At 74.7% G+C, this 17,676-nt stretch carries 8 protein-coding genes; 4 read left to right on the top strand and 4 right to left on the bottom strand.

Annotated features, from left to right (window positions below; translation table 11 throughout):
- The 3 genes from E1292_RS43340 to E1292_RS43330 all read right to left on the bottom strand — a co-directional run.
- A partial coding sequence (locus E1292_RS43340) for a N,N-dimethylformamidase beta subunit family domain-containing protein (protein ID WP_342775771.1) occupies nt 1-504 on the bottom strand: 504 nt, incomplete at its 3' end.
- Nucleotides 501-1,745, bottom strand: a complete 1,245-nt coding sequence (locus E1292_RS43335) for a condensation domain-containing protein (protein WP_132605385.1) — start codon at nt 1,743-1,745, stop codon at nt 501-503. The genes E1292_RS43340 and E1292_RS43335, both read right to left, overlap by 4 nt.
- Before the next feature lie 10 nt (nt 1,746-1,755).
- Nucleotides 1,756-1,989 carry an acyl carrier protein gene (locus E1292_RS43330; protein WP_132605383.1) on the bottom strand — a complete coding sequence of 78 codons (234 nt, stop codon included), beginning with the start codon at nt 1,987-1,989 and terminating at the stop codon, nt 1,756-1,758.
- Between the two features lie 149 nt (nt 1,990-2,138).
- Between E1292_RS43330 and E1292_RS43325 the strand changes: the two genes are divergently transcribed.
- From E1292_RS43325 to E1292_RS43310, 4 genes are read left to right on the top strand one after another with little or no spacing between them, the layout of a single operon-like run.
- The gene (locus E1292_RS43325; protein ID WP_246090739.1) at nt 2,139-3,608 is read left to right on the top strand and encodes a class I adenylate-forming enzyme family protein; all 1,470 of its coding nucleotides are present in this window, start codon (nt 2,139-2,141) and stop codon (nt 3,606-3,608) included.
- A 2-nt stretch (nt 3,609-3,610) separates the two neighbouring features.
- The gene (locus tag E1292_RS43320; RefSeq protein WP_132605379.1) at nt 3,611-5,122 is read left to right on the top strand and encodes a condensation domain-containing protein; all 1,512 of its coding nucleotides are present in this window, start codon (nt 3,611-3,613) and stop codon (nt 5,120-5,122) included.
- A complete protein-coding gene (locus tag E1292_RS43315; protein ID WP_132605377.1) occupies nt 5,119-11,676 on the top strand; it encodes a non-ribosomal peptide synthetase in 6,558 nt (2,185 codons plus the stop codon). The genes E1292_RS43320 and E1292_RS43315 overlap by 4 nt, the downstream gene beginning before the upstream one ends.
- On the top strand, nt 11,673-17,045 hold the full coding sequence (locus E1292_RS43310; RefSeq protein ID WP_132605375.1) for a non-ribosomal peptide synthetase/MFS transporter: 5,373 nt from the start codon (nt 11,673-11,675) through the stop codon (nt 17,043-17,045). The genes E1292_RS43315 and E1292_RS43310 overlap by 4 nt, the downstream gene beginning before the upstream one ends.
- Here E1292_RS43310 and E1292_RS43305 read toward each other — a convergent pair.
- Nucleotides 17,016-17,676 (bottom strand): 2-oxo acid dehydrogenase subunit E2 (locus E1292_RS43305; RefSeq protein ID WP_220447347.1); only part of this gene is annotated, 661 nt, incomplete at its 5' end. The genes E1292_RS43310 and E1292_RS43305 overlap by 30 nt on opposite strands.

Below are 17,676 nucleotides of genomic sequence, written 5' to 3'. Positions count from 1 at the left end.
ATAAGAGACAGGGTCATGGCGGGTGGGGTCGGCGTGCAGGTCGAGGCCCGAGCAGTAGTCGACGGTGTAGCCGGCCGGCGCGAGCCAGCGGAGCAGGCCCAGCTCCCATTCCTCGATCTGCGGCCCGGCTCCCGGCCGGTCGAAGGTGACCTTGACGGCGCGGTCGGGCTGCTCCGACTGGTAGAGGCCCTCTCCGGGGACGCCGGGCCGGTTGTACGCCTCCCAGGTGGGGAACGGGATCGACACCAGGATGGGCGAAGCAGGCACAGCACTGCGTACGACGAAATATGCGGAAATGTCGCGGTAAATGACTCGATAGAGCGAGCTGGGCCAGTCCGCCCCAACCTTCAGCGTCCAGCCCGGTCCCGGCGCGGCGGTGCCCTCCAGGACGGTCCGCCCGGACGGCACGTCCTCCACCCTGATCGGTCCGCCGCCCTCGTCGAGCAGGCGGAAGCGCAGTTCCTCGCCCTGCGCGCACGACGTCGCCGTGGCGTACAGGCTCATGTGCGGGCCTCCCCCACCACCAGCCGCTCCAGGTCGAGCAGGTAACGCTCGGCGCCCGACGGCGGCAGCAGCGCGGTGTCGGCGTAGCACGACACCTCCATCCGGCCGGGCTCGCCGCCGACGTGCACGCGGAAGTCGCAGATGTTGCGGTCCATCGCGTCCGTCCTGACCACCTCCGCCGCCCCTGGCACGGACTCGCGCGGCGCCCCGTCCTCCTGCACGAGCCGCTGGTCGTTGAAGCAGCCGAACGACCTGATCCCCGGCCCGGCGGCGCCGACCGCCTCCGCCATCGCGCACGGGTCGTACTGGGCCAGCCGGTAGGCGCGCAGCGCGGTCCCCCACGCCTGGCGTACCAGCGCGTCGAACGACTCCGTACGGAGGTCGAGCACCACGAGCGCCTCCTGCGAGATCGTGCCCACCACGTCGCGGCGGCCGGCCGGGAACCGGTTGTTCACGATCACCCGCATCCCGTGGAACCGCTGCCCGGTGAGCCCGCCGGCCAGCCGCATCGCGGCCGCCAGCAGCACGGTGGAGGAGCTGACCCGGTTGCGGGCGGCGACGTCCTGCGCGGCGGCGTCGAGGGCGGGCGAGCGGAGGGTGACCTCCACGAACCGGGGCCGGCCGGGCGGGTGGGACGGCGGCGGGACCGGGTCCAGGCGGGCGTGCTCGGCGAGCCAGGCGGCGATGGTCTCGCCCGACAGGCGCCGGCCCTCGGCCGAGCCCTGCTGACCGGCCAGTTCCCTGGGGGTCGGGCCCGGCGGGGGCGGCAGGGAGTCGCGCAGCAGGAGCAGCCTGAGGTCCCTGACGACGAGGTCGGCCGCGTGGCCGTCGGCGGCGAGATGGCTGAGGACCAGGACGACCTGGCGTACGTGCCCTCCCGCCGTCACGAACGCGGCCCGCAGCGGCCACTCCTCCCCGTACCGGAACGGCACGGCGGCCAGCCGGTCGCACACCTGCTGGGCCGGCTCGTCCTCGGCCACCTCGAAGGCGGGCCGCGCCTCATGGAAGATCCGCTGCAGCGGCGCGTCGCGCGGTCCGGTGAGCCGGGTGCGCAGGGACTCGTGCCTGGCGACCAGCCGGTCGAGGGCCTGGGCGGCGCGCTCCACGGTGACGGGCCGCTTCCTGGGGGCGTCGAACACGCGGCCGATGTTCAGGTAGTGGTCCTGCGGCTCGGCCGCGAGGACGGCTCGCCAGATGTCCTGCTGGCCCCACGTGAGCGGCGCGTCATCCGGTTCAGCCATGCCGGGCGGGTCAGCCGTGCAGCCGTACGTAGTCCACCAGCTCGTCCAGGCCGTCCAGGGTGGCGGGTTCGAGCTGCACCCCGAACTCGGCCTCCACCGCGTCGATCAGCCGCAGGTAGGCGAGCGAGGTGACGCCGAGATCGCTCAGCCGGGCCCGCCCGGCCATCACCTCGGCCGGGTCGACCGCGCCGTCCGTGGCCTCGGCGATCATGCCGGCGAGCCGTTCGCGGAGCTCTCCATCCATTTGCACCTGGTGAACGCCCTCCGTGATCGGGGAATCCGCGGCGAGTGTGTCACGCGTTACCAGATGTCGGCAAGCGCCAGAAGGTGAGGGCTTGACGCCTCTGTGCATTTTTTCTAGCGTCAAGCGGCACGACGAAAATAATTCTGGGGGTGGTTCCGTCGGCCCTTCCAGTCCCCGATCTCCTGTCGTCCCGAGCAGCCACCGAGCCCGAGCACCAAGCGCTCGTCGTCGCCGGCCAGGGAGCCCTGACCCTGCGCGAATGGGACGAGCGCTCCACCGCCGTCGCCCGCGCGCTGCCGGGGCCGCTCCAGGGTGATCGGGTGGCCCTGGTGTTCGGCGGCCGGGACTGGCTGGACTACGCGGTGAGCTGGATGGCCGTGCTGAAGGCGGGCGGCGTGGCGGTGCCGCTGCCGGACCGGGCGGCCCCTCCCGAGCAGGCGTACATGATCGGGCACTGCGGCGCGGCGGCGGTGGTGCACGGCCGCGACGCGCTGCGGGAGCCGCCGGCGGGGCCCGCCGTCATCGCGTTCGAGGAGCTGTTACGCCCCTCGCGCGTCCGTCAGGAACAGGCGCCGCCTCCGCCCGCGATCGACCCGCTCTCGCTCGCCCAGATCCTCTACACCTCCGGCACCACCGGCCGGCCCAAGGGCGTGGCCGCCACCCACGCCAACCTGACCTCACCGCCCGTCCACCCCAAGCGCCGCCCGTTCGCCCATTCCCGGCATATGGTGCACGCCTTCCCGATCGGTACGAACGCCGGCCAGGTGATGCTGCTCCACGCGCTCACCGCGGCCCCCACGGTGGTCACGCTGCCGATGTTCACCCCGTCCCGCTTCGCCGCCCTGATCGAGACGTACGCGGCCGGCACCTGCTTCGTGGTGCCCGCGATGGCGATCGAGCTGCTCAACGCCCACGTGCAGGACCGCCACGACCTGTCGAGCGTGCTGCTGCTCGGCTCGGCCGCCGCCGCGCTCCCACCGGCCGTGGCCGCCGAGCTCACCGGCGCGTTCCCGAACGCGACCGTGGCCAACTACTACACCTCCACGGAGGCGGCCCCCGCCCAGACCATCATGATCTACGACGGCGACCGGCCCGGCTCCCTCGGCCGCGCGGCGGGCGGGTCGCGGCTCAGGATCGCCGGCCCCGCGGGCGACCCCGTACCCGCCGGGAAGACCGGCGAGGTGTGGCTGCGCGCGGCGGCCCATCCCCGCGCCTACTACGGCGAGCGGGACGACGCCTTCCAGGACGGCTGGGTACGCATGGGCGACCTGGGCTACCTCGACGACGAGGGCTACCTGTACCTCGTCGACCGCGACGGCGACGTGATCAAGTCGGGCGCGTTCAAGGTCTCGACGCTGCAGGTCGAGGCCGCGCTGCACGAGCATCCCGCGGTGGCGGACGCGTCGGTGTTCGGCGTGCCGCACCCGGTGATGGGCATGGCGGTGGCCGCGGCGGTGGTGTGCCGCGAGCCGCTGGCGCTCAGCGACGTGCGGTCGTTCCTCGGCGGCCGGCTGGCCGGGCACGAGCTGCCGTCGAAGCTGCTCTGCCTCGACGTCCTGCCGAGGAACGCCGCGGGCAAGGTCATCAAGCGGGAACTGCGCCGTCTGGCAGAGGAGTAGACATGGTCCTGGCATCGCAGGCGCAGCACGGGATGTGGATCACCGAGGTGTTGCACGGCACCGGGACGGCCTACCACATGCCGTTCGCCCTCTGGTTCGACGGGCCGCTCGACCGGGAGGCGATGCTGCGGGCGTGCGAGGCGGTCGTCGACCGCCATCCGGTGCTGAGGTGCGCGTTCGAGCAGCGCGACGGCGAGCTGCATGTCGTGCCGGCGGCCGGGCGGCCGCCCGTGGCGTTCGCGACCGCGCCGGATCCCGGGCACCTGCTGCGCACGGAGATCGCGCGGCCGTTCGACCTCGGGCGGGGGCCGCTGGCGCGGTTCACGCTGGTGGAGGTGACCCGGGAACGTCACGTGCTGCTGTTCGTCGGGCACCACCTGGTGTTCGACGGCATGTCCAAGGACCTGCTGACGCGCGACCTGGCGGCCGCCTACGCGGGTGAGGCGCTGCCGCCGCTGCCCATGCCGTACGGTGCGCGGCTCGCGATCCCGCCGGAGGCCTCCGCGTACTGGCGGGCCCGCTGGCGGGACGCGTCCGAGGTGGTGATCGGCGGGACGGCCAGGACCGTGGGGACGGCGGGCCGCGCCGAGGAGGTCCTGCTCGACCTGACCGGCGAGATGGCCGCGGCGCAGGCCGCCGGGGTCACCCGGTTCGAGGCCTTCCTCGCCGCCGTGCACGGCCTGCTGTTCTCCTACGGCAACGCGGAGGTCGCGGTCGCCATCGCCATGTCCACCCGGGATGCGGGGACGCGGGACCACATCGGGTTGTTCGCCACCGAACTGCCCGTCTACTCCACCCCCAAGCCGGACACCACGTTCAGAGAGCTCGCCCACGCCCTCAGGGCGGAGGTACACGAGCTCAACCGCTTCCGCGACGTCCCCGCGGCCCGCGCCGCGGGCGGGGTCAGACCGCGGCCCGCGCTGGCGCCGGTGTCGATCAGTTTCCGGCGGCGGGCGGCGAACGTGGTCTTCCCCGGCCTGCGGACGTCGGCCGAGTGGAAGATGTCCAACCGCACGGTCAGGAACGTGCTGCACCTCCAGGCCGTGGACGGCGACGACGGGCTCCGCCTCACCCTGCACTACAGCCCGGACCTCGTGTCCACACAGGACGTGGAGGCGGCGGGACACGATCTGAGAGCCGTGCTGGCCGCCGCCCGCGCCGACCCCGACGTGCCGCTGACCGGCCTGGCACCGACTCGCGCGCTGCCCGTCGCCACCCCGCCGCCCGTCGCCGCGGGCTCCGGCGGCCCGCCCGCGCCCGCGCCGGTGCGGGAGGCGGGGGCCGTGGACGGCGAACTGGTCGAGCAGGTACGGCTGATCTGGATGGAGGTCCTGCGGATCGACGACGTCGCTCCCGACGAGGACCTGTACGACCTGGGCGGCCACTCGCTCACCATCACCCAGATCAGCGCCAGGATCAGGAAACGGCTCGGCGTGGAGGTGCCGTTCGACGTGTTCCTCGACGATCCCACGGTCACCGGGGTGGCGGCGGCGGTGAGCGAGCTGCGCGCATGATCTCCCTCGGGCAGGAGCGGCTCTGGTTCCTGCAGCGGCTCGACCCGGACGACCCCGCCTACCGGGTGGTCGTCGTGCGCCGGCTGCGCGGCCCGCTCGACGCCGGGGCGCTGACCGGCGCGTTCGCCGACGTGGCGGCCAGGCACGAGGCGCTGCGCACCAGGTTCCCCGAGGCCGACGGGCAGCCGGTCGCCGTGGTCGACCCGCCGGGTCGCGTACCCGTCGAGCGGATCGACCTGGCCACGCCCGAGCAGGCCGAGCGGCTGTGCGAGGAACGCGCGAACACCCCTTTCGAGCTGGGCGCCGCGCCACCCCTGCGGATCAGCCTGATCCGGCTGGCCGACGGCGACCACGTGCTCTGCGTCGTGCTGCACCACATCATCGGCGACGGCTGGTCGCTCAACGTGCTCATGGACGACCTGGCCAGGTGCTACGCCGCCCGGGCGCACGGCACGCCGGCCGTGCTGCCCGAGCTGCCGGTGACGTACGCCGACTACGCCGACGCGCAGCGGGCCGCGGACGCCGACGTCGGCTACTGGACGGGCAAGCTCGCCGGCGCGGCGCCGCTGGACCTGCCCGCCGACCGCCCGCGCCCGGCCCGTCGCGGCAGCAAGGGCGGCGAGTCGCACTTCGACCTCGATCCGGCGCTGATGGGCGGGCTGCGGCGGCTGGCGCGGGCCGGGCGGTGCACGCTGTTCATGGTGCTGCTGGCCGCCTACCAGGCGCTGCTGGCCCGGCACACCGGGCAGGAGGACATCCTGGTCGGTACGCCCACCGCCGGGCGGACCCGGCCCGAGCTGGAGCCGATGGTGGGGTTGTTCGCCTCCACGCTGGTGCTGCGGGGCGACCTGTCGGGCGATCCGCCGTTCACCGAGCTGCTGCGCAGGACCCGGCGTACCGTGCTGGAGGCGATGGCGCACGGCGAGACGCCCATCGAGCGGGTGTTGTCCGCGCTCGACATCGACCGCAACCTCAGCCGCACGCCGCTGTTCCAGACCATGTTCGGGCTGCACAACGCGGCGGTCGGCTACGGCGAGGCGGCGACGTTCGCGGGCCTGGACAGCGAGCCGTTCCCGCACGGGGTGCCGCCCGCCATGGTGGATCTGCGGGTGGACCTGTGGCCCGACGGCGACGGGCTGCACGGCGCGTTCGTCTACAGCGCCGACCTGTTCGACCGGGTGTTCGCCGACCGGCTGGCCGCGCGTTTCCGTACGCTGCTCGCCTCGGTCGCGGGCCGGCCGGAGGCGCGGCTGTCCGAGCTCGACGTGCTGCCGGCCGGGGAGCGCGAGCTGATCGGCACGACCTGGAACGACACCGCGCTCGCCGTGCCCGGCGGCACCGTGGTCGACCTTTTCCTGCGGCAGGCGCAGGCGCGGCCGGACGCGGTGGCCGTTGAGTGCGAGGCGAAGCACGGCGGGGCACACGACAGGGCACACGGCGGGGAGCGCGGCGGGGAGCGGCGCACGTACGCGGACGTGGCGGCGCGGGCGCGGGCGGTCGCCGCGGCGCTGCGGGCATGCGGGGCCGGGCCGGGGTCGGTGGTGGCGGTGTGCCTGCCCCGCACGGCCGACCTGCCCGGGACGCTGCTCGGCGTCATGCTGGCGGGGGCCGCCTACCTGCCGGTGGATCCGGCGCTGCCGGCGGCGCGGGTCGCCGGGATGGTGGATCGGGCGGGGGTACGCGTGGCGCTCGCCGGCCCGTCGGCCCCTCTCCCCGCGCACATCAGGACGGTGCCCCTTGCCGCGCCGGGCGAGCCCATGCTGGGCAGCGCGCCGGGCGAGGCGATGCCGGACGGCGCGCCGGACGAGGCGATGCCGGACGGCGCGCCGGGCGTGACGGCGCCGGACGGCGCGCCGGAGGCCGGTCCCGGGCCCGGCGCGCCCGCCTACGTGCTGCACACATCGGGATCCACCGGGGTGCCGAAGGGGGTGGCCGTGCCGCATTCCGCGCTGGTCAACCTGCTGGCCGGGATGGCTGCCCTGCTCCGATCCGGCCCCGGGGACGCGTGGCTGGGCGGCACGTCTCTGTCGTTCGACATCGCGGGGCTGGAGCTGTACCTGCCGCTGGTGACGGGCGGGCGGCTGGTGCTGGCCGACGACGCCACCGCGCGGGACGGCGTGGCGCTGGCCGGGCTGGTCGCCCGCTCCGGGGTGACGCACGTGCAGGCGACGCCGTCCGGGTGGAGCATGCTGCTGGCCGGCGGGCTCGACCCGGCGGGGCTGGTCGCGCTGGCCGGAGGCGAGGCGCTGCCGCTCGCGCTGGCCAGAAGGCTGCGGCGGCGGGCGCGGCGGCTGTTCAACATGTACGGGCCGACGGAGACCACGATCTGGTCGACCGCCTGGGAGGTGCCCGAGTCGCCCGACCGGGTCAGCATCGGCCGGCCCCTGGCCAACACGACCGTCCAGGTGCTCGACCGGTGGGGTTCGCCGGCGCCCGTCGGCGTGCCGGGAGAGCTGGTCATCGGCGGGGCGGGGGTCGCCCTCGGCTACCTGCGCGGGCCCGGGGAGCCGCCGGAGCCGTTCGAGGGCGGCCGGTACCGCACGGGCGACCGGGTCCGGTGGCTCGGCGACGGCACCCTCGAGTTCCTCGGGCGGGACGACGGCCAGGTCAAGGTGCGCGGCCACCGCGTCGAACCCGGCGAGATCGAGGCCACGCTGCTGCGGCATCCGCGGGTGCGCGAGGCCGCCGTGGTGGCGCGGGACGACGCGCTCGTGGCCTACGTGGCGCCCGGCGCTCCCGGCGATCTGCTGGAGCGGGCGGCGGAGTGGTTGCCGGCGTACATGGTGCCGTCGGCGGTCGTGGAGCTGGACGCGCTGCCGCTGACCCCGAACGGCAAGGTGGACCGGCGGGCGCTGCCCGCGCCGTCGCGTCCCGCGGCTGGGCGGGGCGGGCGGCCTGCCACCGCCAGGGAGCGTCAGGTGGCGCGGATCTTCGCCGAGGTGCTCGGCACCGGCGACCTCGGCACCGGCGACCTCGGCACCGGCGACGACTTCTTCGCGCTCGGCGGCCACTCGCTGCTGGCGACCCGGGTCATCGCCCGGCTGGCGGCCGCGGGCACGCCGGCGCCGCTGCGGGCGCTGTTCGCGAACCCGACCGTGGCCGGGTTCGCCGCGACGCTGGACGACCAGGGGGACGCGCCGGGCAGGCCGCTGCTGCCCCGCCCCGCGGGCACGCTGCCGCCGCTCTCCCCCGCCCAGGAACGCCTGTGGTTCCTGCACCGGCTCGACCCCGGCGACGCCTCGTACAACATGTACATCGTGCGCAGGCTCCAGGGCCCGCTCGACGAGGAGGTGCTGCGGCGGGCGCTGACCGGGCTGGTCGCCAGGCACGAGTCGCTGCGCACCCGCTTCCCCGAGGTGGACGGGCGGCCGGTGGCCGTCGTCGAGCGCCCCGCACCCGCCCGCGTCGAACGGCTTGACGCCCGGGACGAGGGGGAGGCCCGCGCGCTGGTCGCCGCCCGCACCAACGCGCCGCTGGATCTCGGGGCGGCGCCGCCGCTGCGCGTCTCCCTGATCCGGCTCGGCCCCGCCGACCACGTGCTGTGCGTGGTGCTCCACCACATCGTCGCGGACGGCTGGTCGATCACCGTCCTCCTGGACGACCTCGCGGCCCTGTACGAAGCGGCCCTGCGCAAAGGGGCCCTTCGCGCAGGGGCCCTTCGCGCAGGGGCCCTGTACGAGGGGGTCCCGTACGAAGCGGCGCAGGACACCGTCGCGTCCGGCCCGCCGGAGCTGCCCGCCCTGGCCGTGCAGCACGGGGACGTGGCCCTCTGGCAGCGGGAGCAGGACAGCGGGGAGGCGCTGGAGTACTGGCGAGCCCAGCTCGCCGGCCCGCCGGTGCTGGACCTGCCCACCGACCGGCCGCACGGGGCGGAGCCCTCGCGCGGCGGGGTGCACCTGCTGGACGTGCCCGGCGACCTGCTGGCCGCGCTGGAAGCGACGGCGGGCCGGCATCAGGTCACGCTGTTCATGGTGCTGCTGGCCGCGTACCAGCTCCTGCTGTCCCGGCACACCGGGCAGGACGACGTGCTGGTGGGCTCGCCCGCGGCGGGGCGGATCCGGGTGGAGCTGGAGCCGCTCGTCGGTTACCTCAGCACCACGCTGGTGCTGCGGGGCGACCTGTCGGGTGACCCGACGCTGGAGGAGCTGCTGGCCCGCACGCGCGGAACGGTCCTGGACGCGATGGCGCACCAGGACGTGCCCTTCGAGCAGCTGCTGGCGGAGCTGGACGTGGAGCGGGACATCACCAGGAAGCCGATGTTCCAGACCATGTTCACGCTGAACGGCCAGACGGCCGACCTCGCCGGTCGCGACGGGGCGCGGGACCGGCTGGGCGACCTGCGGATGTCGTTCTTCGACGACGGGTACCGGCAGGCGAAGTTCGACCTGACCGTGGAGGCGTGGCGGGCCCCCGGGCGGTTGCGGGTGGCCTTCGGGTACGACGCCGGGCTGTTCGACGCGGCGACGGTGGCGGGACTGGCGGGGCGGTTCGAGGTGCTGCTGCGCGGGGTGGCCGACGCCGGCAACCGGCACGCGCCGCTGTCACGCCTGCCGGTGCTCACTGCCGCGGACGAGGCGCTGATCGAGACGGCGAGCGGCCCTCCGCCTGACTGGGCGGCCGCGGGCGGGGACGGCCCCGACCCGGCGGCCCTGGTGCCGGAGTTGATCGCGCAGGCGATGGCGGCGTACCCGGACCTGGTGGCCGTGAGCTGCGGCCGGGACGCCGTCACGTACGCCGAACTGGAACGGCGGGTGGCCCTGCTGGCCGGAAAGCTGGCCAGGAAGCTGGCCGGCGACCCGACCGCGGACCCGGTCGGGAAGCCGACCGGCGACCCGATCGGGAAGCCGACCGGGAACTCGGCCGGCGCGACGACCGGCGCGACGACCGGGGAGACGGCCGGGGAAGCGGCAGGGCGGGGTGCGGCTGGCGTGGTCGGGCTGCGGATGGCCGGCGGCTCGGTCGACGCGGTCGTGGCCATGCTGGCGATCTGGCGGGCCGGCGCCGCCTACCTGCCGCTGGATCCCGCCTACCCGGAGGAGCGCCTGCGCGCCATGGCCTCCGTGGCGTCCCTCGTCGTCACGGACGGCCTCGTCATCGAGGACGGCCCGGCGCGCGGACCCCACGGCGGGCCGGGGCCCGAACACTCCGACGCCCCGGCGCACGAACGCCCTGGCGCACCGACCCACGAACACTCCGGCGCCCCGGCGCACGCGCAGGGCGACGGGGCGGCGTACGTCCTCTACACCTCCGGCTCGACCGGTGCGCCGAAGGGTGTCGTGGTCGAGCACGCCGGGCTGGCCGAGCGGGTCCGGTGGATGCGGGCCGTCTACGGCCTGCGTCCCGGCGACCGCGTCGTGCAGCTGGCCGCGCTCAGCTTCGACACCCATGCGGAGGAGATCTATCCGGCGCTGGCGGCGGGCGCCACGGTCGAGCTGCTGCCCGGTGGCGGCGCCGCCCTGCCGGAGCTGCTCGCCAGGCGACCCGACGTCACCGTGCTCGACCTGCCGACCGCCTACTTCCACCACCTGGTGGGCATGATCGACGAGGTGGCCTGGCCCGAACGGCTGCGCCTGGTGATCCTCGGCGGCGAGCAGGTGCGGGCTGGAGCGGTGGAGCGCTGGCGGGAGCGGTTCGGGGACGGGGTGCGGCTGGTCAACACGTACGGGCCGACCGAGACGACGATCATCGCCACGGCCGCCGAGCTGCGCGGCGGCGACCCGCGCCCGCCCATCGGCCGCCCGGTCCGCGCGACCACGGTCAAGGTGCTCGACGCGTACGGAAGCCCGGTGCCTCCGGGCGCGCCGGGCGAGCTGCACGTCGGCGGGCCCGGCGTGGCCCGCGGTTACCTCGGAGGGTACGACCCGCGTTTCGCCCCCGGGCCCGGCGGCCGCGTCTTCAGGACCGGCGACCGGGTGCGCCTGCGGCGGGACGGGCAGCTGGAGTTCCTCGGGCGGCTGGACGACCAGGTGAAGGTGCGCGGGTTCCGGATCGAGCCGGGCGAGATCGAGCACTGCCTCCTCGGCCACCCGGACGTGCGCCAGGCCGCCGTGCTCGCCAGGGAGGGCGACCTCGTGGCCTACGTCGTCCCGTCGGGCGATTCCGCCACCGGGCCCGAGCCCGCCGAGTACGTCGCCCGGAGGCTTCCCCCGCACCTGGTTCCCACCCACTATGTGGTGCTGGACGCCCTTCCCCTCACGCGCAACGGCAAGCTGGACCGGAACGCGCTGCCCCTGCCGGGGCCTGCCGAGGGCGGCGACGTCCCGCCGCGCACCGACGCGGAGGAGCTGGTCGCGGACGTGTGGGCGGAGGTGCTCGGCGCCGGCAAGATCGGCGCCTTCGACGACTTCTTCGCGCTCGGCGGCCACTCGCTGCTCGCGATCAGGGTGGCCGCCAGGCTGCGCGCCCTGGCGGGCGTGGACCTGCCGATCCGCACCCTGTTCGACCGCCGTACCGTGGCCGCGCTGGCGGTCGCCGTCGAGGAGGCGCTGGCCGCCGAGGTGGCGGTGCTGTCCGACGAGCAGGCCAGGAGCCTGCTGGATCGGGAGGGCCCATGACGGAACTGAGCGAGGCGCAGCGGGCGCTGCTGACCCAGCGGCTGCGCAGGCGCCGCCCGGCGGCCGGGCCGGCGATCCCCGCGCTGCCGCCCGGCCAGGCGCCGCCGCTGTCGTACGCGCAGGAGCGGCTGTGGTTCATGGAGCAGTACGCCCCCGGCAATCCGGCGCACACCATCCCCCTGGTGCGACGGGTGCGCGGCCCGCTCACCGCGGGCGCGCTGGAGGCGGCGCTGGAGCGGATCGTGTCCCGGCACCAGCCGCTGCGCACCACGTTCCCCACGGGCCCTGACGGGCAGCCGTCCGTGCTGGTCGCGCGGGACGCGGCGGTGCCCCTGGCCGTCGCGGAAGCGGAGTCGGCCGGCTCGGCCAGGGAGCTGGTGGGCCCGTTCCTGGCCGAGCCGTTCGATCTGGCGTCGGGGCCGGTCATCAGGGCGCTGCTGGTGCGGCTGGCCGCCGACGACCACGTGCTGGCCATCGCCGTGCACCACATCGCGGCCGACGGCTGGTCGGCGAACGTGCTGCTGCGCGAGATCGTGGCGCTCTGCGGCGGCGAGCCGGTGCCCGACCTGCCCGTGGGCTACGGGGACTTCGCCGCCTGGCAGCGGGATCGGCCCGGCGGCGACGTGGAGTACTGGCGGGAGCGGCTGGCCGGGCTGGAGCCGCTGGAGCTGCCCACGGACGCGCCGCGCCCTCCCGAGCTGACCCACGCGGGGGCGGCGCACCATTTCTCCGTCGGCGCGGAGCTGGCCGGGCGGCTGGACCGGGTGGGGCGCGAGCACGGCGCCACGCCGTACATGGTGCTGCTGGCGGCGTACGCGGTGCTGCTCGGCCGGTACGCGGGCCAGCGGGACGTGACGATCGGCTCCCCTGTCGCCGGCCGGCCGGTGCCGGAGCTGGAAGGGCTGATCGGGTGCTTCGTCAACATGCTGGCGATGCGGGTGGACCTGTCGGGCGAGCCGACGTTCGCGGAGCTGCTGCGCCGGGTGCGCGACACGGCCACGGACGCGTACACGCACCAGGAGGTGCCGTTCGAGCGGCTGGTGTCGGAGCTGAACGTGGCACGGGAGCCGTCGCGCTCGCCGGTGTTCCAGGTGATCCTCGCCATGCAGAACTACGGCGGCGAGCCGGAGGCGGGGGCGCTGGCGCTGGAGGGGTTCGAGCCCGGGCGCTGGGCCACCCGGTTCGACCTCGAGCTCTACACCGGAGGCGACGGGTCGTTCCTGTTCGTCTACAACACCGCGCTGTTCTCGGCCCGGCGGGTCGAGCGCATGGCGGGGCACCTGGCCACGCTGCTGGCTCAGGTGGCGGACGCCCCGGAGACGCCGGTGGCGGAGCTCGACCTGCTGACGGCCGCAGAGCAGGAGGAGCGGCGGCGCTGGAACGACACCGCCGCCGACCTGGGCCCGCCCGGGCTGCTGCCCGACCCGGTCCGTGACTCCGGCGCGGTCGCCGTGGTCCATCCCGGCGGCGCGCTGACCTACGCCGAGCTGCTCGGGCGGGCTCGCGCGCTGGCCGCCGAGCTGGTGAGCGCCGGCGCCGGCCCCGGGCGGCTCGTGGCGGTGGTGATGGAGCGCGGCTGGGAGCAGGTCGCCGCCGTCCTGGCGATCAACCTGGCCGGGGCCGCGTACCTGCCGGTCGACGCCGACCTGCCCGACCAGCGGCGTTTCGAGCTCATCGAGCGCGGCGGGTGCGAGATCGCCGTCACCCAGCCGTGGCTCGACCTCGCCTGGCCGGCCGGCCTGACCCGCCTCACGGTCCCGGACGCCTGCGGCGATCCGCTGGACAACCCCGCCACGCCCGGCGAACTCGCGTACGTGATCTTCACTTCGGGCTCGACCGGCACGCCCAAGGGCGTGATGATCGAGCACCGGGCCGCCGTCAACACCGTCCGCGACCTCAACCACCGCTACCGGATCGGTCCCGCCGACCGGTTCCTCGCCCTGTCGGCGCTCAGCTTCGACCTGTCCGTGTACGACGTCTACGGCGCCCTCGCCGCAGGGGCCGCCCTCGTGATGGGTGACCCGTCGGGCGACAAGGACCCGGCCGCCTGGGCCGGCCTGGTCGCCGAGGAGCGCGTCACCGTCTGGAACTCCGTGCCCGCCCTGATGGAGCTGCTCGTCGACCACGCCGAGCATGAGGGGACCGACCTCAGCTCGCTCCGCCTGGTGCTGCTCTCGGGCGACTGGATCCCGCTGACCCTGCCGGACCGCATCCGCGCGCTCGCCCCGGACGCGGAGGTCGTCAGCCTGGGCGGCGCCACCGAGGGCTCGATCTGGTCCATCTCGTACCCGATCGGCGCGGTGGACCCGGCCTGGACGTCCATCCCGTACGGCCGCCCGCTGGCCAACCAGACCTTCCACATCCTCAGCCCCGGGCTGCGGGACGTCCCCGTGGGCGTGCCCGGCGAGCTGTACATCGGCGGCGCGGGCGTCGCCACCGGCTACTGGCGCGACCCGGAAAGGACGGCCGCCTCCTTCGTCACCCGTCCGCGCACCGGCGAGCGCCTCTACCGGACCGGTGACCTGGGCCGCTATACCGGCGACGGCACCATCGAGTTCCTCGGCCGGGCCGACGCCCAGGTCAAGATCCGCGGCTACCGGATCGAGCTCGGCGAGATCGAGACCCACCTCGCCCGTCACCCGGACGTCGCCGAGTGCGTGGTGACCACCGACGGGGACGGCAGCGCCGCGCAGCTCGTCGCGTACGTGGTCGGCGCCGGCCCTGACCCGGTGCGGCTGCGGGCGCACCTCGCCGAGACCCTGCCCGCGTACATGATCCCCGCCCGTTTCGTCCCGCTCGACCGGCTGCCCCTCACGGCCAACGGCAAGGTGGACCGCCGCCGCCTGCCCGCGCCGTCGGCCGCCCCCGAGGCGGGCGGCACGCGCGCCGCACCGAGCACCGACACCGAGCGCCTGGTGAGCGCCGTCTGGGCGGACGTGCTCGGCGGCGCGGACTTCGGCATCGACGACGACTTCTTCGACGCCGGCGGGCACTCGCTGCTCGCCATCAAGGTCGTGGCACGGTTACGCAGGGAGCTGCCGCCCGGGGCGGCGCCGGTCGCCGTGGTGGACCTGTTCAAGCACCCGACGATCAGGGAGCTGGCCGCCCACGCCGACGGCGGGGCCACCGGGCCGCGCCCCCTCCTGCACGAGCTGACGCCGCGCCGGTCCCGGCCCGCCGACCTCACGTACGTGTGCGTCCCGTACGGCGGGGGCGCGGCGGTGGCGTACCAGCCGCTGGCCGACGCCCTGCCGGCGACGCACGCGCTGTGGGCGGTGTCCATCCCCGGCCACGATGTGGGGCTCGACGAGGATCCGCAGCCGCTGGAGGAGGTGGCGGAGCGATGCGTGGACGAGATCCTGCGGAAGGTACGGGGACCGCTGGCCCTGTACGGTCACTGCGGGGTCGGGTCGGCGCTGACCGTGGCCATCGCGCGGCGGCTGGAGGCGGCCGGGCGGTCGCTCGAAGCGGTGTACATCGGGGCGATCTTCCCGTTTGCCCAGCCGGGGAACCGGGTGCTGGCGGCGCTGTCGCGGCTGGCCAGGCGCGAGTACATGCGCAGCGACCGCAGCTACGCCAACTGGCTGACGTCGATGGGGCTCGACATGAGCGACCTCGACCCGGGCCAGGCGCGGCACATCATCAGGAACATGCGCGAGGACACGGAGGCGGCCGAGGAGTATTTCACCGGGCTGTTCCGGAGCTCCGTGACGCCGCTGCGGGCGCCGATCGTCAGCGTGGCGGGTGAGCGGGACCCGGCGACCGAGTACTTCGAGGAACGGTTCAGGGAGTGGCACTTCCTGACGCCGGTGGCGGCCGTGGTGGAGCTGGACGAGGCCGGCCACTTTTTCCTGAAATATCGGGCGCAAGAGCTCGCCGAGATCGTCACCGGCGTCCACGGGGCCGTGGCCTCGGGAGGCGAGGCGTCAGGGCCGAACTGGCGCCTGCGCGAGGTCTCCAGGACGGACCCCGGCACCCGGCCCGCAGCCGGCGAGCACTCCGGCGGGCACCCCAGCGAGCGATCCGGCGGGCGATCCGGAGCGCCGGAGCCGAGCATGCGGCGCTTCCTCGGCGTCGTGAGCGGGCAGCTCATCTCGATCATGGGGTCGGCCCTGACCGAGTTCGCCATCCCCATCTGGATCTACCTGACCACGGGTTCGCTCGCCCAGTTCGCGCTGCTCGCCGTCATCGGCCTGGTGCCGGGGATGCTGGTCGCGCCGCTGGCGGGAGCCGTGGTCGACAGGAACGACCGCCGCACCGTCATGCTCGCCGGCGACTTCGCCGCCATGGGCACCCAGCTCATGCTGGGCGTCCTGCTCTGGACGGGCAACCTGCAGACCTGGCACGTCTACCCGCTGCTCGCGGTGCTGTCCGTGGCGCTCACCTTCCAGCGCCTCGCGTACAGCTCCGCCATCCCGCAGCTCGTCCCCAAGCGCCACCTCGGCCACGCGAACGGCATCGTGCAGATGGCCGGAGGCATGACGCAGCTGCTCGTGCCGCTGGCCGCCGTCGGGCTGATGGCCGTCATCGGGCTGGAAGGCATCCTGATCCTGGACGTGGCAGGGTACGCGTTCGCGATCGTGGTGACGTCGCTGGTGCGCTTCCCCGCGAGGCTGGCGTGGCGGCGCAAGGAGCCGGTCGTGGCCGAGCTGGTCGCCGGGTTCCGGTACTCGTGGGGCCACCACGGTTTCCGGCGGATGCTGCTGTTCTTCGCGGCGCTGAACATCTTCCTGTCGCCGCTCTTCCTGATGCTCTCGCCGCTGGTGCTCTCGTTCGCCGAACTGCCCGACGTGGGGCGCATCTCCTTCCTGTCGGGGCTCGGGGTGCTGATCGGCGGCCTGGCCATGACGGTGTGGGGCGGGCCTGGGCGGCACCGGATGCGGGCGGTGCTCTGGTGCACGCTCGCGCTGGCGGCGTTCTGCCTCGTCACGGGGTTGCGCCCGGATCTCGTGACGATCGGCGTCGGCGCGTTCGGGATGTCGTTGTGGCTGACGCTGCTCAACGGCATCTACGCCACGATCGTGCAGGTCAAGGTGCCGCAGCGGTTCCATGGCCGGGTGTTCGCGCTGAACACGCTGATCGCCTGGTCGACGCTGCCGCTCGGGTTCGGGCTCGTGGCGCCGTACGGGGCGGCGGTGTTCGACCCGCTGGTGGCCCCGGACGGGCCGCTCGCGTCCACGGCCGGCGCGCTGGTCGGCACCGGGGAGGGGCGCGGCGTCGGGCTGATGTACGTGCTGTTCGCGGTGGCGATGGCGGTGCTGGCGGTGGCGGCGCTGCGCTCCCGGCTGCCGGCGCTCGTCGACGGCGGCGCCGACGCCCTGCCCGACGACCTGGTGGGCCTACAGGCCCTCGGCCGGCGCCCCCTCTAACGTCTCCCGCAGCGCCTGGAGGAAGAGCACGGCGTCCCTGCCGTTGACCAGCCGGTGGTCGTACGAGAGGCCGACCACGGCCACCGTGCGCTCCCCCTCCGGCTGCGGGGAGGTGAGGGCGACGGCGCACGCCTGGCCGGGGAAGATGATCGGTACGGCCATGACGATGCCGGCGTCGTGGTGCAGGGTGACGACGATGTTGCCGCCCGCGAGCTGCTCCTCCCTGAACCCGCCGCGCTGGGCCAGCCTGCGGTACGCGCCCAGCTCCCCGGCGATCTCGGTCACCGACTTCGCGTTCGCGTCCCTGATGACGGGGACGTAGAGGCCGGTGCCGAGATCGATCGTGACGCCCACGTGCGGCGACTCCGGGACCCTCGCGGCGCCCTCGTCCACGAGGGTGGCGAAGAACAGCGGGAAGTCGTGATGCAGGCGGGCGACGGCGGAGATGAGCAGGTCGGGCAGGCCGACCAGCATGCGCAGCCGCCGGGTGAGATCGCGGGCCGCGGCGATGGCCTCCCCCACGTCCACCTTGATGGCGGCGAACGCGGCGGGCACGGTCCGGTGCGAGAGGCTCACGGTCCTGCCCACGGCGCGCTGACCGGCGCTCAGCGCACGCAGGCTCCCACCACCC

This window comes from Nonomuraea deserti (assembly GCF_004348685.1).
Classification (GTDB): domain Bacteria; phylum Actinomycetota; class Actinomycetes; order Streptosporangiales; family Streptosporangiaceae; genus Nonomuraea; species Nonomuraea deserti.
This window is presented reverse-complemented; position numbering and strand designations above follow the sequence as displayed.